The organism is Rhodococcus globerulus, from assembly GCF_019334125.1.
GTDB lineage: Bacteria > Actinomycetota > Actinomycetes > Mycobacteriales > Mycobacteriaceae > Rhodococcus_F > Rhodococcus_F globerula.
Window position 1 is genome coordinate 1,766,214 of record NZ_CP079698.1, and the last position, 20,812, is coordinate 1,787,025.

Consider the following 20,812-nt stretch of genomic DNA (forward strand, 5'->3'; position numbering starts at 1 on the left):
GTGTGCGCCTTTCCGGTAGTTCCCACTACCGGAAAGGCGCACAGTCGTTTGAGTAGGCTGTCACTCATGGCTGATGTTCCCGACATTCGTATCGGCACTGCTGAACGTGAGCAGGCATTGACGGCGCTGACCGAGCATTTTGCAGCCGGTCGCCTCACTGTCTCGGAGTTCGACGAGCGCAGTGGAATCGTCACGGCTGCAACAACTCGCAGTGAACTCGCTCCGGTTTTCAAGGATCTTCCCGATCCCGTTCCATCTCCCGCCGCCACATCAGCTTCGGTTCCAGCGCGGAAGTTCGACCCCGACTGGTCCGGTCGCATCATGGCGGTCATCCCGATTCTTGCCCTCATCCTCTTCTTCGTCACCGGTACGTGGCTGTGGTTTCTTGCCATTCCACTGGCCGGCGCGCTGCTGTTCGGGACGGACAAAGAACGCAAGAAGAAACGTCGCGACGACAGGAATTCCTGAATTCATGGACCCGATAGAGATCAATGCGGGCGCGTGGTACCTGCGAGCGTTGCGCTCGGACGAACGCGTCGACGACCGACCGGCGCTTGCCGACGGAGGGATCAGCGACCCCGGTTACGTAGATCTCCGGACATCTCAGTGGGCCGAGAACACCGTCTACTCGTGGGCTGTGTGCCAACCGAATACCGGTGAACTTCTGGCGGAGGTTCTGCTGACGCCCCGCGGCGCCACTGCCGAACTCACCGGTTGGGCAAGATCCGGCCACGACGAGGCTCTTGCTACCGCAACTGACGCGGTTTCGCGTTTTGCCGAGGGCGCCCTCGAACTCACGGTGACGCGCGGATGACGTACAACCGGTACTGGCCACTCGCCATCGCTGTGGTGATCGCACTGATCATGTTGTTCTCCCCCGGATCCACCGTTCCGTCCGGGCCGGAGAACAGCGACAAGGTCACCCACACATTGATGTTCGTCGTTCTGGCGATGACGTCGTTGCACGCCAGAATCCCCTGGTGGCTCACGGCGCTGTGGCTGATCGCGTTTGCCGCGGTGTCCGAAGTCCTGCAGGGAGTCCTGCCGATTTCCCGTTCCGGTTCGGTGTGGGACGCGGCCGCCGATCTGGTCGGTATCGCGATCGGCATCGGGATCGTCGCCGCCGTCGGATACCGGCGACGCGCCCGCGCCGTCTAACCCGCGATCAGCCGATCAGGTTGCCGCGCAACCGAGTCTGAGTGTCCTGGTCGATCTTGAGCCCGTCGGTGAAATACGCCTCGATGGAACCGTGCACCGATTCCAGTTCGGCAAGCGATGCCTCCAGGTACTCGGGCCGCACCCCCAGAACGCCTTCGAGCAGCGTCGGGTCACCACCCGTGGCGGCAAATTTCTCGAAGAGCGGCGCGAACAGCGGTAGCAGGACCGTGTTCGTCAGCAGGTAGTCCTCGAACACCGCGTCCTTCGGCGCACCGAGGAAGAGCAACAGCGCCGCCGCGGCCCATCCCGTCCGGTCTTTACCCGTCGTGCAGTGAATGAGTGCCGGCGCGCTGGATGGCTCTGCGAGATCGAGGAACAACTGGCGGTACGACGCCACCGCGCTGGGCAGGGTCACAAAATCGCGGTAGCTGCCTTGGAAGTACTCGAGCGCCTGCCCGCTTCCCAGCAACTCTGACGCGGCCCGGGGATCGGCGATCATTTGTTGCATCTGGGCCGGGATAGCTCGATACTGCTTGTCCGCCAATACGTCCAGTCCGAGTTCCCGGATTCCGGCCGGGGTCCGGTCCGGTGCTGTTTCGCGCTCGGAGGCGGTTCGCAGGTCGTAGATCGTGGTGACGGCCAAGTCGGCCAGCGTCTGCTCGCCTTCTTTGCTGAGCGACGCTAGATCGGTGGAGCGGTACACCGCGCCGGTTCGCACCGAACCGCCGAATCGGGACTCCGGTCCCCCGATATCGCGCAGGTTCGCGAGCGAAGGAACAACGGAAGACAGCTTCGGATTGTCAGTCATACCTACGAACATAGGCGATGACACCCTCACGACTTATGACACTCGCGACAATTGCGACGTACGATCGCCCGTAATTGCTGCGCTACATTTCCGAAACATGTTCGGATAATGCTGTGGACATGCCTACAACGAATTCCAGCGGTCTCGATGCGTTCAACGCACTCGCAGACCAATCGGTGCGCAAGGCTCTGCTCGACTGTTGCCACTCCGACGCCTGGGCGAACTCGCTCGCGGCGGCACGGCCCTTCGCGAGCGTCGACGCTCTGCTGGACAGCGCGGATTCCGTGCTGCGCGACCTACCCGAATCCGAGATCGACAAAGCCCTCGCGGGGCACCCGCGTATCGGTGAGCGCACCGAGAACGCGTCGTCGAGTCGCGAACAGGCCGCGGTATCCACGGCCGGCGCCGACGTCCTCGAGCAGTTGCGCATCAAGAACGCCGAGTACGAGGACAAGTTCTCGCACGTCTACCTCGTCTGTGCAAGCGGTCGGTCGGCCACCGAACTCCTCGACATACTCCAGAAGCGACTGGAAAACGATCCGGAGTCCGAACGCCGCGTGCTACGAATCGAGTTGGCCGCTATCAATCGCATCAGACTCACCCGTCTGATCGACTCGTTGTCCGGAGATGATGCATGAGCAAGGTACTGAGTACACACGTCCTCGATGCGACAACCGGCAACCCGGCCGAAGGTGTCCACGTCCAGCTCTGCGGGCCGGACGGTTCGCCGATTTCTCAGGCCCACACCGATTCCGACGGCCGGGTCGCCGAACTTGCCCCAGACGGCCTGACTTCCGGCACCTACCGCCTGATCTTCGACACCGGAACATATTTCGAGTCGATCCAGCAGGAAAACTTCTACCCGGAAGTGACAGTGACCTTCCGGATCGACGACACGAGCCGTGGCTATCACGTCCCGCTGTTGCTGTCCCCCTTTGCCTATTCCACCTATCGCGGGAGCTGAGAACCACTGTGAACACCATCAACACCACCACCGCACCGCTCTCCGGGACCATCGAACTCACCGGGCACCAGTACGGCAAGGCCGAGAATCGTGTTGTCCGGATCTACCGCGACACGCCGCGCCACGAGATTCACGATGTCAACGTTTCCACCTGTCTGCGAGGCGATTTCGCCGATGCCTACCTCACCGGCGATCAGTCGAAGGTTCTTCCCACCGATACTCAGAAGCAGACCGCGTATGCCTACGCCAAGGAAAAGGGCCTGATCTCGATCGAGTCGTACGGCCTCGAACTCGCATCGCATTTTGTCGACGACATCGAACCGGTGACGGGCGCACGGATCGAGATCGAGGAGTACGCCTGGGAGCGCGCGGTGGTCGACGGCGCCGAGCACGATCACACCTGGATTCGCAAGGGTCAGGAAGTGCGAACCGCGTCGATCACGCACGACGACACCGGAACCTGGGTGATCGGCGGCCTGAAGGACCTGGTTCTGCTCAAGTCCACCGGCAGTGAGTTCTCCGGGTTCCTCCAGGATCCGTACACCGTCCTCGAACCGACGCAGGACCGCGTCATGGCCACCACTCTGGTGGCGCAGTGGCGATTCACCACCACAGACGTCGACTGGGAATCGGTGTACGTGGCCGTCAAGGCACAGATCGTGAAGCAATTCGCGACGGTGCACTCACTTGCGTTGCAGCAGACCTTGTTCCAGATCGGCAAGGCGATCCTCGAGGACTTCCCGATCATCGCGGAGGTGCGGCTGTCCGCGCCTAACAAGCACCATTTCGACTACGCGCTCGGCCGTTTCGGTATCGAGAACGACAACGAGGTGTTCCATGCCGCGGATCGCCCGTACGGCCTGATCCAGGCCGCCGTCAGCCGCTCGGACGCACCGGACGCCGGCCCATCGTGGACAACCTACGCCGGATGGCTTTCGTGACCGACTTCGTCATCAGGGGTGCCCACGTCGTCACCATGGACGGCGCCCGTACCGAATTCACCGACGGGTACGTAGCAGTTACCGGGAATACGATCACGGCCGTCGGCCAAGGGCCGGCTCCGGAGTTTCCCGGGGCACGTACTGTCGACGCCCCCGGTTGCCTCGTGACGCCGGGCCTGGTGAACACGCACCATCACCTGTACCAGTGGATCACTCGCGGCCTGGCTGCCGATTCGACGCTGTTCCAGTGGCTGACCACGCTGTACCCGATCTGGGCGGGGATCGACGCCGACGCAGTGCATACGGCCGCAACCGGTGGCCTCGCCGCGCTGGCGAAGACGGGATGCACCACCACCACCGATCATCACTACGTGGTCCCACGCGATGCCGGTGACGTGTTCGAAGCGGAAATCACGGCGGCAGCCCAGGTCGGCCTGCGATTCCATCCGACGCGGGGGTCGATGGACCTCGGGCAGAGTTCCGGCGGACTGCCGCCTGATCACGTCGTGGAGAAACTGGACGACATCCTCACCGGCACCGCGTCGGTCATCGACCGGTGGCACGACCCCAGCCCCGATTCGATGCTGCGGATCGCGGTGGCACCCTGCTCCCCGTTCTCGGTCACCGAGGCGTTGCTCCGTGAGTCCGCGGTTCTGGCCCGGGATTCCGGCGTCCGAATGCACACCCATTTGGCGGAGACGCTGGACGAGCAGGACTTCTGCGCAGAGCTGTTCGGCTGCACGCCGATGGAGTACATGGAGCGAGTCGGCTGGGTTGGCCCGGACGTGTGGTTCGCGCACGCCGTCCACCTCGACGATTCCGCGATCGAGACGATGGCGCGCACGGGAACCGCTGCGGCACACTGCCCTACGTCCAATGCGCGACTCGGCGCCGGGATCGCGCGCACCCGCGATTTGCTGGACGCCGGTGTCACCATCGGGCTCGGAGTCGACGGCGCGGCCAGCAACGAGGCGTGCAGTTTGGTCGAGGAGTCGCGCCACGCCCTCCTGTTCGCCCGCGCTCGCGGCGGCCCCCAGGCTTTGACGGTTCGCACCGCCCTGGAACTCGGGACCATCGGGGGTGCGAGGGTTCTCGGCCGTGAGCACGAGATCGGCTCCCTCGAAGTGGGAAAACTGGCCGACCTCGCGGTGTGGGATCTGAACACGCTCGCGCACACCGGCATCACCGACCCGGTCGCGGCGTTGGTGCTCGGCTCGACACCACCGTTGAAACTTCTGATGGTGAACGGTGCGGTTGTGGTCGCCGACGATCGGGTAACCACGATCGACGAGGACGTCGTCGCATCGGACGTTGCTCGCGCTCACCTCGACCTGGTGCGAAAGGCCGGGTGAGCCGACAGTGGATCTGCACACGGTCGATCAGGTTCTGGTGCCGGCCACTCGGACCGATCTGCCCGGTCCCTCGACCGGTGTCGGATTCATCGGAGGCGGCACTTGGCTGTATTCCGAACCTCAACCTCATCTGAGCACGCTTGTCGATCTGGCCGGCTTCGGCTGGGAGCCGCTCACAGTCACCGAACATGGCCTCGAGATTGCCGCGACCTGCACCATCGAGGAACTGTGCCGCTCCGAACTCGTGGCACAGTTCCGGGCTCAGCAGTTGTTTCGGGACTGCGCGGACGCGCTGCTTGCGTCGTGGAAAGTGTTGCGCCACGCCACCGTCGGCGGAAACATCGCTCTGTCGTTTCCCGCCGGCGCCATGACCACGATGGCCGTCACTCTCGACGGCGAATTGACCGTGTGGCGTCCGGGCAGCGGCGAATACCGTGTGGCCGTGAAAGATTTTGTGACCGGAAACGGCACCAACGCGCTGGGCGTCGGCGACATCATTCGGTGCATCACTCTCCCCACTCGGTCGCTGCTCGCCCGCACCGCATTACGCAAACTCGCTCAGACCTCACTCGGACGGTCTGCCGTTGTCGTAGCGGGCCGAAAAGACGTCGCTGGTTTCACACTCAGCATCACGGCGGCAACGCGGCGGCCCCACGTGCTGCGATTCGACGCCCACCCGAGCGCGTCCGAGTTGGCCGACGCCCTTCGCGTGATCCCAGCCGACTGTTATTTCACGGACGTCCACGGCAGCGCACCCTGGCGTGAGTCGATGACAGCACTACTGGCCGAAGAGGTCAGGGAGGAACTCACATGAAGTACTCCGTCGACGGGGTTGCCCGCGACGACGAACCACGTCCGGGACAGTGCTTGCGGACGTTCCTGCGCGAGCACGGCGTAATGTCCGTCAAGAAGGGGTGCGACGCCGGGGATTGTGGCGCGTGTTCGGTACTGCTGGACGGCACGCCCACGCATTCGTGCATCTTCCCGGCGCACCGCATCGACGGGCACGAGATTGTGACCGCAACCGGTCTCGGCACTGAAGACGATCTGCACCCGGTGCAGCAGGCGTTTGTCGACGCCGGCGGATTTCAATGCGGATTCTGCACCGCAGGCATGGTGGTGACGGCGTCGGCGCTGACACCCGCTCAGAAGGAGAACCTGCCGGCGTCGATGAAGGGAAACCTGTGCCGCTGCACGGGGTATCGCTCGATCCGCGACGCTCTGGCGGGCGCGAAGAACGTCGAGGACGCGGTTCGCTCTGTAGCTCAGGGCCGTTCCATTGCGGCCCCGGCTTCGAGTCGAATCGTCACCGGAACAGAACCCTTCACTCTGGATCTGGCCGAGGGCGACGTCCCTTCGGGCTTGGTGCATGCAGCGGTTCTCGGCAGCCCGCACCCCCATGCGTATGTCAAGGAGATCAACACTGACGCAGCACAGTCCGCGCCAGGTGTCGTTGCCGTTCTGACCTATCTCGACAGCCCGGATGTTCTCTTCTCCACAGCGCGCCATCAGAACCGCACCGACGATCCGGACGACACCCGCATCTTCGACCGCACCGTACGTTTCGTCGGTCAGCGAGTTGCCGCTGTCATTGCAGAGACACCGCGGGACGCACAGCGCGCGCTCGCGCTGATCGAGGTCGACTTCGAGGTTCGCGCAGCTGTCTTCGATCCGGAGCCCGCTCGCGCGCCCGGCGCGCCGCTTCTGCACGCGGACAAGGATATGTCCGCTCGTATCGCCGAGCCCACGCGCAATATCGTCGCCGCACTCCACGACGGAGTGGGCGACGTCGAGAAAGCCCTGAGTGCATCCGCTGCCGTTGTCGAAGGCACGTGGCAGACCGCTCGGGTTCAGCACGTTGCCATGGAGACGCACGCCGCGGTGGGATGGCTGGACTCCGGTGGCCGGCTTGTCATTCGCAGCAGCACGCAGGTGCCGTTCCTGGTTCGGGACGAGTTGGCACACATCTTCGGTCTCGCCCGCGAGGAAGTCCGCGTGTTCACCGCGCGAGTGGGTGGCGGTTTCGGCGGCAAGCAGGAAATGCTGACCGAGGATCTTGTTGCCCTTGCCATCCGGAAGACCGGCCGACCGGTGCAGTACGAGTTCAGTCGCAGCGATCAGTTCACGATGGCCCCGTCGCGGCATCCGATGCGGGTGTCGGTCCAGTTGGGCGCTGACGAGCATGGCCACCTGAATGCGCTGGCGATCGACGTCCTCTCCGACGCCGGCGCATACGGCAACCATTCGGTCGGAGTGATGTTCCACGGCTGCGCGGAATCTATTGCCGTCTACCGTTGCCCGAACAAACGCGTCGACGCCGAGGCCGTGTACACGAACAATGTGCCCTCTGGTGCGTTCCGCGGCTACGGCCTGGGGCAGATCATCTTTGCCGTCGAATCCGCGATGGATCAACTTGCTCGGAAACTCGGCGTCGACCCGTTCGAGTTCCGTCGACGCAACGTGGTGGTTCCGGGAGACGACTTCGTGGACTGGCACGTCGAGGACGGCGACCTCGAGTTCGGCAGTTACGGTCTCGATCAGTGTCTGGACCTGGTCGAGCGCGCGCTGTCGAGCGGACGAGGGCAGACGCCGCCAGACGGACCCCGGTGGAAAACGGGGCAGGGCATGGCCGTTGCGATGATCGCCACGATCCCGCCGCGCGGACACTTCGCCGACACCACGGTCACCCTCGAGGCCGACGGGCGCTATGTGGTCCGGATCGGTACCGCCGAATTCGGTAACGGGACAACAACAGTTCATCATCAGATTGCCGCCACCGAATTGCGAACCACCGTCGATCGCATCGTGATCGCTCAATCCGACACCGATATCGGTGGACACGACACCGGCGCCTTCGGTTCGGCCGGCACCGTTGTGGCGGGCAAGGCTCTCCAGATCGCGTGCGAACGCCTCCGTGATCGGATACTCGCACGAGCACAATCACTGTGCGTCGGTCCGGTCGAACTCACGACGGACGGTGTTACCACCACAACCGGCTCTGTCGGTTTCCCTGCACTCCTCGACGGCGGACCGCTCTCGGCCGACGGCCACCATGACGGCTCGCCGCGGTCGGTGGCGTTCAACGTCCACGGCTTTCGCGTCGCGGTGGATACAGCAACGGGCCGGGTCGTCATTCTGCAGTCGGTCCAGGCTGTCGACGCCGGCACGGTACTGAACCCCGCACAATTGCGTGGGCAGGTGGAAGGTGGTGTGGGACAGGCACTCGGCGCAGCGATGTTCGAGGAGATCGTCATCGAGGACGGGCATGTGGTGAATCCGCAATTGCGCAACTATCACGTTCCGCAGTTGGCGGATCTCCCGATCACGGAGGTTCTTTTTGCCGATACCTACGACAAGTTGGGACCATTCGGCGCCAAGTCCATGAGCGAAGCGCCGTTCAATCCCGTTGCCCCGGCACTGGCCAACGCTATCTTCGACGCGGTGGGTGTTCGGTGCCGCGCCACTCCGATGACACCGGATCGGATCTGGGCCGAGCTCACGCGGTAAGTGTGTGCAGTACCCGCTCGACGGCGTCCACCGCTGCGTCCAACTCACCGGTTGTCACGGTCAGCGGTGGACGGAACCGAATTCCGCGCTGCCCGCTCGGCAGAATGAGGACATGCTCGTCGTCGCGAAGCGCGGTCACCACCCGGTCGCGTAACTCGGTGGCGCTCAGGGTGATCGCGCACATGAGGCCACGTCCGCGGGGTTCGGTGACCTCGTCGAACCTTTCGCTTGTCGCGGTCAGTCGCTGAAGTAGGTGCGCGCCGGTGAATCGAACCCGGTCGATCAACCGGTCGCGTTCGATGACCTCGAGAATGCGCCGGGCACGCACCATGTCGGTGAGATTGCCGCCCCACGTCGAGTTGATCCGCGAGCTGATGTGAAAAACGTTGTCGTGCACCTCGTCGACACGGCCGCCTGCCATGATGCCGCAGACCTGAGTCTTCTTCCCGAAGGCCACGACATCCGGTGCCAACCCCAATTGTTGGTAGGCCCAAGGCGTTCCGGTTGATCCGCACCCGGTCTGCACTTCGTCGAGAACGAACAATGCGTCGTTCTCGCGGCACAATTCCTGCATCGCCTGGAGAAACTGGGGCCGGAAATGGTGGTCACCACCCTCACCCTGGATCGGTTCGGCGATGAAACAGGCGATGTCGTGCGGATTCTCGTGAAATGCCTGCCGGGCCTGTGCCAAGGTTTCCTGCTCGACAGCCTCGATGTCGCGGCCGTCCGCGACATAGGGCGAGGTGATCCGAGGCCAGTCGAACTTGGGAAACCGGGCAACCTTTTCCGGATCGGTGTTGGTGAGCGACATCGTATAGCCACTGCGCCCGTGGAAAGCCTCAGTCAGGTGCAAGACCTTGGTCCCGAGATCCGGTGAGCGCCCCTCACTTTCGTTCCGTCGGCTCTTCCAGTCGAACGCCACCTTCAGTGCATTCTCCACAGCAAGGGCGCCGCCGTCCACAAAGAACAGATGCGGTAACGCCGGATCGCCAAGTACCCGAACGAAGGCGTCGACAAATCGTGCCATCGGCACACTGTAGATGTCGGAATTACTCGGCTTGTTTGCTGCAACCATTGCCAATTCGCGCGAGAATGCCTCGTCGTCGGCAATGTCCGGATGGTTCATTCCGAGCGCCGACGACCCGAAGAACCCGAACATGTCCAGATAGTCGACACGGGTGCGGAGATCTTGTAGATACACACCGTGCGAGCGTTCGAGATCGAGAACCAGATCGAATCCGTCCGTGAGGATACTGGCAGACAGGACCTCGAACACCGGGAAATCCGCACTGCCGTCGAAGCCTTGCGTCGCGGTACTCATACGCAAAGATTAAGTCAAAATTATTGCCATGTCGATGATTAGATGGAAAAATTACTGCAGATCGGTCATTCGTCGTAAAATGTTTGAAGAATGACCGTGCTACGGGTGCTCACATTGGCCGCCGTTCGGATCTCCTGCAGCAACGCCTCCAACGCCCGGGGCGAGGCGACTCGAACAAGAAGTACGTAGCTTTCGGCCCCGGCTACCGAGTGACAGGACACCACTTGGGGCAAGTGCCGGAGCCTGGCCGGCGCATCGTCGGGTTGAGAAGGATCCAGAGGGGAGATCGCGACAAATGCCGACAGATTCTGACCCACAGCTTCCGGATCGATCTTTGCCGCGTACCCCCGGATCACGTTGCGCGATTCAAGCCGACGCACCCGCGACTGCACCGCCGAGATCGATAACCCCGCCTTGTCGGCAAGACTCGCCAAAGTGGCACGCCCGTCCACAACGAGCTCTCGAATCAACAACTTGTCCGTGTCGTCGACCGGAGGAATTCCGCCGTCATTCTGTTCGTCACCCACCCGCGAAGGTTAACGTAACCGGACATACACATGCTTGAAAAGTGGCAGTTACGTTCTCGGTTTGCCGCCGAACTGTCGCGGATGTACGGGAACGAGGTTCCAGCGTACAACACGCTGGTTGACGTGACACTGCAGGTCAATCGGGATTACACGGCCACCCGTCCGGGCTCGGAACGCTGGGGAACCCTGGGCCGGATCAGTGCGGAACGGCACGGTGCGATTCGGCTGGGCACTCTCGGCGAACTGCGCGACGTCGCGACGATCTTCGGCGCCCTCGGGATGTCGGCGGTCGGGTTCTACGATCTGCGGCTCACCGATCCCCCTGTTCCCGTGGTCTCTACCGCATTCCGTCCTACCGATCCGGGAGAACTCGCGCTGAACCCATTCCGCGTCTTCACTTCGGTTCTCACTACCGGAGACAAGCGCTTCTTCACGGCCGATCTTCAGCGCAGAATCGCCGCATATCTGGGTACGCGATCTCTCTTCTCCCCCGACCTGCTTCGCCTGGCCGCGGCGGCGCAGCGCGACAACGGGTTGCCGGAGCCGCAGGCGACACACTTCGTCGACGCCGCCACCCGCGCCTTCCGCCTCGGAACCGGGCCGATCGACGCGCCCTGGTATCGCGAACTTGCGCACATCTCCCCGGTGGCCGCGGACATCGCAGGCCAAAGGTCGACCCACCTCAACCATCTCACCCCGCGGGTACTCGACATCGACGATCTGTACCGCCGCATGACCGAACGCGGCATCACCATGATCGACCGGATTCAGGGTCCACCGCGATGGGGTGGACCACCACTCCTGCTGCGGCAGACCTCGTTTCGGGCGTTGGCCGAGAACCGCCCGTTCCGCGAGCCGGATGGTTCGGTGCACGATGTCCCCGTCCGCGTGCGCTTCGGTGAAGTCGAGGCCCGCGGCATAGCGCTGACTCGCACGGGCCGCGAGATCTACGACGCTCTGATCTCCTCCCCGGACACGGCGGTATGGGAAGACGCGTTTCCATCCACGGAGGACGGCCTTGCCGACGCCGACCTGGCGTATTTCACCTACCGACGTGACGGTTCGAGGATAATTCGCGAGCCCATCGTCTACGAAGACTTCCTGCCGGCGTCCGCCGCTGGGATCTTTGCGTCGAACCTCGATTCGCCCGGTGGATTCGTTTCCGATGCGGACAGCGCCGATTACGGGCAGGATCGACTCGAGGGTGCCATCGGACACCCCATCCTCGACCCTTTCGAGTTGTACCGCACGCAGCAGGACGCCTCCCGCGAAAGGACTCACCCGTGAACCTTCCCGATCCTTCCGCTCTCGCCGAGCGCGCCCACTCCGCGCTTGCTCGCTGCGGAGCCGAGTGGCCCACCGGCAACCTGACGGCTCGCACACCGATTACCGGAACCGAAATTCGCACTCTGGAAAAACATTCCGCTGACGATGTCAACGGCGCGGTTGCCGCAGCACACGACGCGTTCGGTGACTGGCGCACGGTTCCTGCGCCGATCCGCGGCGCCGTCGTGCGGCAACTCGGCCGACTCCTGAGCGAGCACAAAACGGATCTCGCGGAACTGGTCACGCTCGAGGCCGGCAAGATCTCGTCGGAAGCACTCGGCGAGGTCCAGGAAATGATTGACATCTGCGAATTCGCGGTTGGTCTCTCGCGCCAACTCTACGGGCGGACCATGCCTTCGGAACGGCCAGGACACAGACTGATGGAGACGTGGCATCCGATCGGTGTTGTCGGTGTCATCTCGGCCTTCAACTTCCCGGTCGCGGTGTGGTCGTGGAACACCGCGATCGCTCTGGTGTGCGGAGACACGGTGGTCTGGAAGCCGTCCGAGACCACACCTTTGACCGCGCTGGCCTGCCATACCCTCCTTCGCCGCGCCCTCGCCGATTGCGACGCCCCTCGAGGCGTCCATCAACTGGTGATCGGTGGACGCGACGTGGGTGCGGCACTGGTGGACAATCCGCAGGTCGCGCTGGTGAGTGCCACCGGGTCGGTACGCATGGGACGCGAGGTTGCGCCGCGAGTGGCGGCGAGGTTCGGACGAAGCCTCCTCGAACTGGGCGGAAACAACGGCGCCGTTGTCACCCCGTCCGCGGATCTTGATCTGGCAGTCCGCGGAATTGTCTTCTCAGCGGCCGGAACTGCGGGGCAGCGGTGTACATCGCTGCGCCGGTTGATCGTTCACGAATCGATAGCCGACGAGCTGGTCGCAAGAATCTCTGCCGCCTACGCACAACTACAGGTAGGCAACCCGTTCGACGACGGCGTCCTGGTCGGTCCGCTGATCAACGACGCCGCACTCGAGGCGATGCAGTCCGCGCTCACCGCCGCGCAGTCGAGCGGCGGCACCGTCGTCTGCGGCGGTGAGCGGGTCGGCGACACCGGTTGCTACGTGCGCCCGGCGCTGGTCCGGATGCCGAAACAAAGCGAGATCATGCACACCGAGACCTTTGCACCCATCCTCTACGTTGTCACCTACAACGAGTTCGACGATGCCATCGCACTCCACAATGCTGTGCCGCAGGGTCTTTCATCCTCGATCTTCACACTCGATCAGCGGGAAGCCGAACGGTTTCTCGCAGCCGACGGTTCCGACTGCGGTATTGCCAACGTCAACATCGGCACGTCGGGCGCAGAGATCGGCGGCGCGTTCGGCGGCGAGAAGGACACCGGCGGCGGACGCGAATCGGGTTCCGATGCGTGGAAGGCGTACATGCGCCGCGCAACCAACACGATCAACTACTCGGACCAACTACCGCTGGCTCAAGGCGTCGAGTTCGGCTGAGGGCATCTGCGGCAAATTCGGCGATCGCGGTGACCAATTCGGTGCGCGCGGACAATTGCGGAGCGTGATCGGTCTCGAGACTCACCACGTTGGCCCCAGGCACTCGCTGCTGCATTCCTCGCTGCGTCTCGATCGGAACTGTACGGTCCAAGGTGCATTCGACGTATAGGCGCGGAACCGTACCGAATCGCTCGGGGGTGATTGTCGGTGCCATCAGTCGTGCAGTTTCCTGTTGTGGCACAAGTTGGCGTGCCGCAGCGATCGCGTCGGCTACCGGGGCCTCGTGGAAGAACACCGCTGCACCGGCTTCGGGTGGGACCACACTCGAAAACCCGTCATCCGAGCTGACCACCCATCGCGAGATCCCGACGGGCGCCGGTAATTCCACTTCGTTGCACAGCATTCCGAAGTCCATACCCGACGGCAGCATCATCCCGGCGACATACACGATTCCCGCGACCGCAGCGGGAACTCGCTCGGCAACCTGCGACACCACGATGCCACCACCCGAGTGGCCTACCAGCACAGCCGGACCGTCCAGCGAATCGAGCACCGCTACAACGTGATCGGTCACGGCACCTAGGTCTACGACAGTGTCCCGATCGAGGACGCCGGCCCCGGGAAGGTCAACGACTACCGGGTTGAACCCCGCCGCTCGCAGTGGTTCCAGCATCGAATCCCAGACCCAGCCTCCGGCCCAGGCACCGTGGACCAGAACAAGATTCCCGGCAGTCACGACGTTGCCTCCAGCTGCGCTGCGACGCGAACCCGCTCGGCTTCGCGCCCGGCCGCGGTGTTGGACTTGCCCTGCCGCGATCCGGCCAGCTTGGCTTTGATGTGATCCCGGACAGAGACAGGTTCGTACGCCAGTCCGGACTCGTCGAAGAAACTCGGCAGCGTTTCGATCACGGCATCGACGTTTCCGTCGTGGAAAAACGCGGCGGAACGACGACGCTTGATCGTGCCGTTCACCACGGGAGGTGCCACGCGGTGCAGCGTCGACATCCAGCGGTCGTTGGTCAGCTGGGCCGTCAGATCGCCCAGATTGACCAGTAGCGCATCGTCTTCAGGCCACACGTCGTGCCACCGTTGGTCACTTCCGAGTACCTGGAGCCCCTCGACCTGATCGGCCCACAGGACGGTGACAAGCCCGAAGTCGGTGTGTTCGCCCATCCCCTTGAGCTCGCCGTCCAGCGTCACGGTTCCCTCGGGCAACGCGTAGTTGTTCATTCTCAGCACGTCGATCGAGTGATCGGTGATCGAGTCGAAGAACCCCGGTGTCAGCCCGAGTGCATCATCGAAGATAGTGGTCAGCGTGCGAGCTATCCGTGCTGCGTGTGTGTAGTACGACTCGATCCTGGCCCGGAATTTCTCGACGTCCGGCCACACGTTGATACCGTAATCCGCTTCGGAGAGATCAAGATCGGTGAACGACCGAGCTTCGATGCCGATGTTGAACGCCTCGAAAAAATCGTTCATCCGGGTCGCGGATTCCACGCCGAGACTCAGGCTCAGCGATTCACTCTTGGGTGGGCTGTACCCGCGGTTGGCTCCGGCAACGCGGTACTCGTTCTTCGCCTCCATCGGCAGTGCAAAGAAATCGTCCATCGCGCCGGCGAGACCTCCCGCCACTTCCGCAGGAATTCCATGACCCCGGATCTGGATGAATCCCACTCTGCTGCAGGCATCGTCGATCTCGGCGGCAACTCTGGCCTGCTCCTGCGGCGAACCGCCGAGAACGTACGGGGAGATGTCGATGACGGGGACTTCGAAGGACTCAGGCGGTAACTGTGACATGGGCGTCTCCTGTCGGTGTGACTGGGGATTGTGCGACTGCAGGTGATTCGGGAAGGCTCTCGCGCGAACTGCGGGCGAGTTCGCCGAGTCGGGTGTGGTTGAACAGCAAGTTGAGCGTGAAGGCGGACGCCGCGGCCAGGGTGATTCCACTACCCAGCAGGATCTGCGCAGACGACGGGAACCGCTCGAACATTCCTTCCGCGAACTCCGGAAGGAGACCGATTCCGACGGATACCGCGGCAATGGTCGTATTGATCGGATCGCTGAGATCGACCTTGCGGAGTGTGTTGATGCCGACGACGGCAACCGTGGAGAACAGGATGATGCCGACGCCGCCCACCACCGGATCAGGCAGTGCTGCAACAACTTCACCCATTCGGGGGATCAGTCCGAGAACGATGAGGATGGCGCCACTGGTAGCGGTGACGTATCGGCTGTACACGCGGGTAGTCGCGACGGCGCCGACATTCTGCGAGAACACGGTGTCGACAAAGGCGTTGAAGATACCGCCGAGCACTCCGGACAGACCGTCGGCCACCAGGCCACGCGCCAAATCAGCCTTCTTCAAGGGCTTTCCGGTGATCTCACTGACTGCCAACATGCTGGCGGTCGATTCTGCGAACACGACTGCCATCACGATGCTCATGGCCACCACTGCGGTGACCGGGAACTCAGGTGCTCCGAAATGGAAGGGCATGGGAATGCCGACCCACGCGGAACCGGATACACCACCGAGGTCGATCAAGCCCATCGGAATGGCGATCGCGGTACCGATGACCAGCGCGATCAGGACTCCCAGCTGAGTCCACATTCCGCGCCCGAGGCAGATGAAACCGACCGCGATCGTAACAACCGCGGCGGCCAGCGCGAGGTTCTTGGGATCTGCGAACGACGGTGCGGTGGGGTCGTTTCCGACGATCAGGCCACCGGCGACGCCGATCAGCGAGATACCGATCACGGTCAGGACCACTCCGGTGACGAGCGGCGGGAAGTAGCGGACGATCTTGGCAAACGGCACTGCCAGCGCGATTCCGACCACACCGCCGACCAGCATGGAGCCGTAGACCGCCTGCAATCCGTATTCCTGGGCGATGAGAATCATCGGTGTCAGGCCGGCGAATGTGGCGCCGCAGACGATCGGAAGTCGTACGCCCGCAACCTTCCCCACGCCCAGGCTCTGAATGATGGTGATGATGCCGGCAACAAGCAGATCGGCGCTGATCAGCAGTGCAACGGTGCTACGGTCCAGGCCCACGGCCGCACCGAACACCAGCGGTACCGTGATGCAGCCTGTGTACATGATCAGGACGTGCTGAAGAGCAAAAGCTGACTGGCGGGCAAAGGGCAACCGCTCGTCGACTGGATGGATGGCCATGCGCCGATCTCCGTCCGTAGCTGGGAGTGTTTTGTGTACTTCCCTATTGAGCACGTCGATAATTTCTTGCTGTGGTCAATTTTGTTTCGCGCATGTAATGAAATTCTCCGCTCGGATGCGCCGCCTCCGCACTGCTATGTTCAGCACATGGACGACGACCAAGTGGCGATCGCAACGGCAATCGGCATCGCAGTGCGCAACGCGCGCAAGGAAGCCGGATTGACCATGCGTGAGGTTGCACTGAAATCCGGTCTCTCACAGCCGTTTCTGAGTCAGACCGAAAACGGTCGCGCAGTGCCGAGTGTGATGAATCTGCACCGACTCGCACAATCGCTTGGTACTACCGCTCATGCGCTACTCGCCCAAGGTGAGCGCACGCCGTCGAGTCTGGTGCGGGCACACGAGGGCCGGAAGTTCGAACTCGCCCACGATTCCTCGATCCGGTTCTGTTCCACCGGGTCACACACCATGGAACCGAACGAAATCACGGCCGGGCCGCACAGCGAAGCCGGTGAACACACTGAACACGCCGGCGAGGAATTCATTCACGTTCTCGAGGGAACTGTCGATGTCGAAGTGGGCCTGGACGAACGGCATCGGCTGAATGTCGGGGACACATTGTTGTACGCGGCGACCATTCCCCACCGATGGTTCAACCGAACCGATCGAATTGCCCGGTTCCTGATCGTGAGTTCTCCCCCGTCCTTCTGACACACCGCATACCCTGAAGCGGTGACCATGTGGCCGGAACTTGCGCGCGAGATCGCCGATACCGTTCTGTTCCCCGTTGCCGACAGCGTTGACGCGGACGGTGAAATTCCGAGCAGTCATTTCGACGCCCTCGCCGCCGACGGGTTCTACGGCCTGGCCGCGCTCGGCGAGGAAGGACCTTCGGCGGCCGAACTTGTCGAGGTTGTCGAAACACTGTGCGGCGGTTGCCTCGCGACTGCATTCACCTGGATGCAGCATCACGGCGTCGTCGGCGCCTTGGCATCGACCACCAACACTGCACTGACTGAGCAGTACTGGGACGGCCTCGTCAGCGGAGAACTGCAGGGCGGTGTCGCCTACGCCGGCGCCATCCCGCGCCCTCCCCTGCTGTGGGCACGCCGGGTCGATCACGGATACGTCCTCGACGGGATAGCCCCCTTTGTCACCGGCTGGGGAATCGTCGACGTTCTTCTCGTGTCGGCGCGGGACGAATTCGACAATTCCATCGTCCACTCGGTGGTCAAGGCTACCGACGCGCCTGGCCTGTCCGTCGAGGAACTCCCCCTTATCGCTGCTCGCGGAAGCAACACCGTCCGAATAGCTTTCGACGGTTTTTCCATCCCCGATGCCCATGTCACTGCAGTTGTCGACGATCAGCAGTTCCAGAACACTCAACTGCCCGGCCTGTGGTTCAACGGAGCCATGGCGATGGGGGTCGCGCGGCGCGCAATGGCAGAGTTGGCGGATCTCGGAGTCGATACGGAACCGTTCCAAAGCCAAGCCGAACTGGCGCGTGAACACCTCGACAGCGCTGTGGCGGGCAACGCCGACATGTCTGCCGCCCGCGCCGTGGCCTCCGAACTCGCAGTCCGGGTTGCGGCGGCTTTCGTCACGGCTACCGGCTCGCGCTCGCTGGTGGGCAGCAACACGGCCGAGCGTCTGATGCGTGAAGCCACGTTCACACTGGTAGCCGCCACCCGCCCTGGAATCAAGACTGCTCTGGTCGAGCGACTGCGCGATTAGCCGAGTGCACCCCGCTGCCCTGGATTACGCTCGGTGCCATGAACAGTGTTATGAACAGTGTCACGAACAACGGTGCACCTGTACTCATTCCGGCCGGAACCAGCTTCATTTCCGACGATCTGACGTTCTATGCCGATCGTGAATCACGCACACTCGACGACGCGATCGCGGGCGCCGATCTTCTTGTGAGCTGCCCTCATTCGGGTTCAGCCATCCCGGAAGAGCTTGCCGAGTTTCTGGCACCCGAGTTCACGAGGCGCCTACAGTTCGATTTCACCGACATGTCGACCAGCGCGATCGTGCGTCGGTGGGCCGAGATCGATCCGCGCATCGTGTACGTCGAAAATCCTCATCCGCGCATGATCCGCGATCCAAACCGCGCCAAGCCCGAAAACCTGGAAGCTTCACTGCGCGAAGCATTTGCACGTGTTCACCAGGCCGGGGCGGGCAACAAGGTGGACCTCACGGGCGTAGACGCCGTCCGCCCGGTCACGTTCTCTTTCTACCCGTTGCTGCTGGAACCAACTGACGACGCCGGGTGGAAGCGTCTGGCCGACACGTTCACCGAGACAGCAGATCGCGGACTCGGCGTGTACGAGCGCACGCGTGATTCTCTGGTCGAGAAAATGGTGGAGAAGAGTTTCGAGGTGCGGCGATCGTTCACGACACTCTCGTTCCACGACACGATGAACCACACGACGCGACGCGACGGTGCGGTCAATGTACTTCGCCCCGAGGAGGATCGGCTGCCTGACGTCGTGGCCCTGTCCAATCGCGGTGATCACGACGGCAATCGACGTGGCGACAATCCCGTGACGATGGACCCCGAACTCATTCGAACTCTCGCGGCAGCACATCGCAAGGGATTTCAGGTCGACGATCCGGGCGCTGTCGCCCTCAATCAGCCGTATCTCGGCAGCTTCGAAATCATCACAGCGGGTGCGCGATTCGCCGAGCAGTCAGCACGCGCGGATGCTGCCGGCATCACACTCAGCGCCGTGCAGGCGGAGTTCAAACGCGAGTTCCTTCTCGGCGATGCCCTCGCCGCGCACATCATGGAACCCGGCGTCGACTGGCCGAGCTCTGATCCGGAGCGGGTGGACCAGCTCGCCCGCGCGTGCAAGGCGAGCTGGGACCACTACCGAGACAGCTAGCCGAGCACCACTCCGAATATCGCGCCGGCGGTAATCGTGGTCACGGCCAGGATTATCGTCGGCAGGAAGAACGAGTGGTCCACGAGCTTGGTACCGAGCTTCGTGCTGCCGGAGAGGTCGAAGTTCGCGGCCGCGATCTGCGAACCGTTTGTCGGCAACAGGTAGATACCGGCAAACGCTCCGGCCCACATACCGGTCAGCAGTCCGGGGGCGATTCCGGCCGCAAGCCCGATCGGCACGATGGTTCTGGTGGCGGTCGACTGGCTGGTGGTGAGCACACACACCAGGAAGACACCGAGCGCAAAGATCCACGGTGCGGCACTGACCAAGTCGCCGACGGTGCTGGTGATCAGCTCCAAGTGAGCGCTGATAAACGTGTCGGTGAGCCACGCGAGACCGAACAGCGCAATCGCCGAGACCATACCCGCACGGAACACCGTCGAGGTCGGAACGTCGGCCACATTGGGCTTGCACACGAGCAGGATGAGAGTGCCGACCAGGAACATCAGCATCTCGATGATCGGGGTCATTCCCAGCGGCGAGCCGTCGGCTGCCTCGGGTCGAATTCCCTTGAAGAGTCCGAAGATCACGATCGCCAGAACACCTGCGAGGAAGATCAGCGCTGCGTTGCGACCGGTCTTCGTCGAGACCAGTTCGGTGGTGGCCGCAGCGCCGGGGCCGGCTAGCTCTCCGGACTTCAGCTTTGCCTGCACGTCGGGATCGTCGGCCAGTTCCTTGCCGAGGCGATTCACAGCGAACGACGAGATGATGATGCCGATCACCGCTGCCGGGAAGGTGATCTTGATGATGTCGATGAGCTCGAAATCGTACGGCGACACATCGGTCAACGTCACCATCGCCGCCATGGCCGCCGATACCGGGCTACACGCCAGCGCAACACCGGTCGAGACGACGGACAGCGACAGCGGCCGTGACGGACGCACCCCGTTCTTGTACGACACGTCGTAAATCACGGGCAGCAGCGGATACAGAATGTTGGACGTTCCGGCGCCGACCGAGAAGAGGAACGACACCAACGGCGCAATCAACGTGATCTGTTTGGGCCTGGATTCGATCAGTTTTGCCGCGATGGTGACCATCCAGTCGATGCCACCAGCTGCCTGCATCATCGACGACGCCAGCACGACGGACAGCACGATCAGGAGGGCATCGACCGGCGGCGCTCCTACGTCCTCGCCGAACACGAACACAAGGACGGCGACGCCGGCACCGCCCCACAGACCGAGTGCAACACCACTCGATCGAGTGCCCATGACGATTGCCCCGAGCACCACTACGAGCTCGAGAGCAATAATTACAGCTTCCATCTGGCACTCGCCTTCTCGAAAAACAGCCAAACCGTCCTGATTAGAGAAAAATATAAT

Annotated in this window: 21 protein-coding genes; 14 read left to right on the plus strand and 7 right to left on the minus strand. The window is 62.9% G+C overall.

The genetic code is table 11. From position 1 onward, the window contains the following. The first annotated feature begins 66 nt into the window (after window positions 1–66). From KYT97_RS07955 to KYT97_RS07965, 3 genes are read left to right on the plus strand one after another with little or no spacing between them, the layout of a single operon-like run. Window positions 67–468 (plus strand): DUF1707 SHOCT-like domain-containing protein, encoded by a 402-nt coding sequence (locus tag KYT97_RS07955; RefSeq protein WP_092801241.1) that lies wholly within the window; start codon window positions 67–69, stop codon window positions 466–468. A 4-nt stretch (window positions 469–472) separates the two neighbouring features. After that, a complete protein-coding gene (locus KYT97_RS07960) occupies window positions 473–814 on the plus strand; it encodes a hypothetical protein (RefSeq protein ID WP_219112013.1) in 342 nt (113 codons plus the stop codon). Then, entirely contained in the window at window positions 811–1,158 is a 348-nt protein-coding gene (locus tag KYT97_RS07965; RefSeq protein ID WP_045070628.1) for a VanZ family protein, read from the plus strand. The genes KYT97_RS07960 and KYT97_RS07965 overlap by 4 nt, the downstream gene beginning before the upstream one ends. A gap of 7 nt (window positions 1,159–1,165) precedes the next feature. Here KYT97_RS07965 and KYT97_RS07970 read toward each other — a convergent pair whose 3' ends face one another. After that, a complete protein-coding gene (locus tag KYT97_RS07970; protein ID WP_219112014.1) occupies window positions 1,166–1,966 on the minus strand; it encodes a tyrosine-protein phosphatase in 801 nt (266 codons plus the stop codon). Between the two features lie 119 nt (window positions 1,967–2,085). On the opposite strand from KYT97_RS07970, the gene uraD reads away from it, so the two are divergent. The 6 genes from uraD to KYT97_RS08000 are packed head-to-tail and all read left to right on the plus strand — an operon-like array spanning window position 2,086 to window position 8,730. After that, window positions 2,086–2,604 (plus strand): 2-oxo-4-hydroxy-4-carboxy-5-ureidoimidazoline decarboxylase, encoded by a 519-nt coding sequence (gene uraD / locus KYT97_RS07975; RefSeq protein WP_219112015.1) that lies wholly within the window; start codon window positions 2,086–2,088, stop codon window positions 2,602–2,604. Further along, window positions 2,601–2,930: a hydroxyisourate hydrolase gene (gene uraH, locus KYT97_RS07980; RefSeq protein WP_092801250.1), complete on the plus strand. Its 330-nt coding sequence runs from the start codon at window positions 2,601–2,603 to the stop codon at window positions 2,928–2,930. The genes uraD and uraH overlap by 4 nt, the downstream gene beginning before the upstream one ends. 17 nt (window positions 2,931–2,947) lie before the next feature. Further along, the gene (gene pucL / locus KYT97_RS07985) at window positions 2,948–3,871 is read left to right on the plus strand and encodes a factor-independent urate hydroxylase (protein ID WP_219112883.1); all 924 of its coding nucleotides are present in this window, start codon (window positions 2,948–2,950) and stop codon (window positions 3,869–3,871) included. Beyond that, entirely contained in the window at window positions 3,859–5,223 is a 1,365-nt protein-coding gene (locus KYT97_RS07990) for an 8-oxoguanine deaminase (RefSeq protein WP_219112016.1), read from the plus strand. Before pucL ends, KYT97_RS07990 begins: the two co-directional genes overlap by 13 nt. 7 nt (window positions 5,224–5,230) lie before the next feature. Further along, entirely contained in the window at window positions 5,231–6,037 is an 807-nt protein-coding gene (locus KYT97_RS07995) for an FAD binding domain-containing protein (protein WP_219112017.1), read from the plus strand. Further along, window positions 6,034–8,730, plus strand: coding sequence for a molybdopterin-dependent oxidoreductase (locus KYT97_RS08000; RefSeq protein ID WP_219112018.1), 2,697 nt, complete (start codon window positions 6,034–6,036; stop codon window positions 8,728–8,730). Before KYT97_RS07995 ends, KYT97_RS08000 begins: the two co-directional genes overlap by 4 nt. On the opposite strand, the gene lat is transcribed toward KYT97_RS08000, so the two are convergent. Both lat and KYT97_RS08010 read right to left on the minus strand, forming a co-directional pair. Beyond that, window positions 8,720–10,051 (minus strand): L-lysine 6-transaminase, encoded by a 1,332-nt coding sequence (gene lat, locus KYT97_RS08005; protein WP_033231239.1) that lies wholly within the window; start codon window positions 10,049–10,051, stop codon window positions 8,720–8,722. The genes KYT97_RS08000 and lat overlap by 11 nt on opposite strands. Before the next feature lie 65 nt (window positions 10,052–10,116). Further along, window positions 10,117–10,578 (minus strand): Lrp/AsnC family transcriptional regulator, encoded by a 462-nt coding sequence (locus tag KYT97_RS08010; RefSeq protein ID WP_045070647.1) that lies wholly within the window; start codon window positions 10,576–10,578, stop codon window positions 10,117–10,119. Between the two features lie 30 nt (window positions 10,579–10,608). Between KYT97_RS08010 and hglS the strand changes: the two genes are divergently transcribed. Beyond that, complete coding sequence (gene hglS / locus KYT97_RS08015; protein WP_219112019.1) at window positions 10,609–11,865, plus strand: 2-oxoadipate dioxygenase/decarboxylase; 1,257 nt, start codon at window positions 10,609–10,611, stop codon at window positions 11,863–11,865. Then, window positions 11,862–13,367 (plus strand): L-piperidine-6-carboxylate dehydrogenase, encoded by a 1,506-nt coding sequence (gene amaB / locus KYT97_RS08020; protein WP_219112020.1) that lies wholly within the window; start codon window positions 11,862–11,864, stop codon window positions 13,365–13,367. Before hglS ends, amaB begins: the two co-directional genes overlap by 4 nt. Here the strand turns inward: amaB and KYT97_RS08025 are convergent. From KYT97_RS08025 to KYT97_RS08035, 3 genes are read right to left on the minus strand one after another with little or no spacing between them, the layout of a single operon-like run. Further along, window positions 13,318–14,103, minus strand: a complete 786-nt coding sequence (locus KYT97_RS08025; protein WP_219112021.1) for an alpha/beta fold hydrolase — start codon at window positions 14,101–14,103, stop codon at window positions 13,318–13,320. The two genes, amaB and KYT97_RS08025, sit on opposite strands and share 50 nt — an antisense overlap. Continuing rightward, a complete protein-coding gene (locus KYT97_RS08030; RefSeq protein ID WP_219112022.1) occupies window positions 14,100–15,164 on the minus strand; it encodes an isopenicillin N synthase family dioxygenase in 1,065 nt (354 codons plus the stop codon). The genes KYT97_RS08025 and KYT97_RS08030 overlap by 4 nt, the downstream gene beginning before the upstream one ends. Further along, the gene (locus KYT97_RS08035) at window positions 15,145–16,539 is read right to left on the minus strand and encodes a uracil-xanthine permease family protein (protein ID WP_095886595.1); all 1,395 of its coding nucleotides are present in this window, start codon (window positions 16,537–16,539) and stop codon (window positions 15,145–15,147) included. Before KYT97_RS08035 ends, KYT97_RS08030 begins: the two co-directional genes overlap by 20 nt. 147 nt (window positions 16,540–16,686) lie before the next feature. Here KYT97_RS08035 and KYT97_RS08040 point away from each other — a divergent pair, with 147 nt between their 5' ends. The 3 genes from KYT97_RS08040 to KYT97_RS08050 are packed head-to-tail and all read left to right on the plus strand — an operon-like array spanning window position 16,687 to window position 19,427. After that, a complete protein-coding gene (locus tag KYT97_RS08040; protein WP_092801277.1) occupies window positions 16,687–17,250 on the plus strand; it encodes a helix-turn-helix domain-containing protein in 564 nt (187 codons plus the stop codon). Window positions 17,251–17,271: 21 nt separating this feature from the next. Further along, a complete protein-coding gene (locus tag KYT97_RS08045; RefSeq protein WP_095886596.1) occupies window positions 17,272–18,273 on the plus strand; it encodes an acyl-CoA dehydrogenase family protein in 1,002 nt (333 codons plus the stop codon). Between the two features lie 38 nt (window positions 18,274–18,311). Beyond that, window positions 18,312–19,427 carry an N-formylglutamate amidohydrolase gene (locus KYT97_RS08050; RefSeq protein WP_233365419.1) on the plus strand — a complete coding sequence of 372 codons (1,116 nt, stop codon included), beginning with the start codon at window positions 18,312–18,314 and terminating at the stop codon, window positions 19,425–19,427. Here the strand turns inward: KYT97_RS08050 and KYT97_RS08055 are convergent. Continuing rightward, entirely contained in the window at window positions 19,424–20,755 is a 1,332-nt protein-coding gene (locus KYT97_RS08055) for an anaerobic C4-dicarboxylate transporter family protein (RefSeq protein WP_045071171.1), read from the minus strand. The two genes, KYT97_RS08050 and KYT97_RS08055, sit on opposite strands and share 4 nt — an antisense overlap. Between the last annotated feature and the right edge of the window lie 57 nt (window positions 20,756–20,812).

What these genes read in the sequence shown, in the direction of transcription:
- KYT97_RS07955 (WP_092801241.1), top strand. Translation starts at nt 67, where the DNA reads ATGGCTGATGTTCCCGACATTCGTATCGGCACTGCTGAACGTGAGCAG.
- KYT97_RS07960 (WP_219112013.1), top strand. Translation starts at nt 473, where the DNA reads ATGGACCCGATAGAGATCAATGCGGGCGCGTGGTACCTGCGAGCGTTG.
- KYT97_RS07965 (WP_045070628.1), top strand. Translation starts at nt 811, where the DNA reads ATGACGTACAACCGGTACTGGCCACTCGCCATCGCTGTGGTGATCGCA.
- KYT97_RS07970 (WP_219112014.1), bottom strand. Translation starts at nt 1,966, where the DNA reads ATGACTGACAATCCGAAGCTGTCTTCCGTTGTTCCTTCGCTCGCGAAC.
- uraD (WP_219112015.1), top strand. Translation starts at nt 2,086, where the DNA reads ATGCCTACAACGAATTCCAGCGGTCTCGATGCGTTCAACGCACTCGCA.
- uraH (WP_092801250.1), top strand. Translation starts at nt 2,601, where the DNA reads ATGAGCAAGGTACTGAGTACACACGTCCTCGATGCGACAACCGGCAAC.
- KYT97_RS07990 (WP_219112016.1), top strand. Translation starts at nt 3,859, where the DNA reads ATGGCTTTCGTGACCGACTTCGTCATCAGGGGTGCCCACGTCGTCACC.
- KYT97_RS08000 (WP_219112018.1), top strand. Translation starts at nt 6,034, where the DNA reads ATGAAGTACTCCGTCGACGGGGTTGCCCGCGACGACGAACCACGTCCG.
- lat (WP_033231239.1), bottom strand. Translation starts at nt 10,051, where the DNA reads ATGAGTACCGCGACGCAAGGCTTCGACGGCAGTGCGGATTTCCCGGTG.
- hglS (WP_219112019.1), top strand. Translation starts at nt 10,609, where the DNA reads ATGCTTGAAAAGTGGCAGTTACGTTCTCGGTTTGCCGCCGAACTGTCG.
- KYT97_RS08030 (WP_219112022.1), bottom strand. Translation starts at nt 15,164, where the DNA reads ATGTCACAGTTACCGCCTGAGTCCTTCGAAGTCCCCGTCATCGACATC.
- KYT97_RS08035 (WP_095886595.1), bottom strand. Translation starts at nt 16,539, where the DNA reads ATGGCCATCCATCCAGTCGACGAGCGGTTGCCCTTTGCCCGCCAGTCA.
- KYT97_RS08040 (WP_092801277.1), top strand. Translation starts at nt 16,687, where the DNA reads ATGGACGACGACCAAGTGGCGATCGCAACGGCAATCGGCATCGCAGTG.
- KYT97_RS08050 (WP_233365419.1), top strand. Translation starts at nt 18,312, where the DNA reads ATGAACAGTGTTATGAACAGTGTCACGAACAACGGTGCACCTGTACTC.
- KYT97_RS08055 (WP_045071171.1), bottom strand. Translation starts at nt 20,755, where the DNA reads ATGGAAGCTGTAATTATTGCTCTCGAGCTCGTAGTGGTGCTCGGGGCA.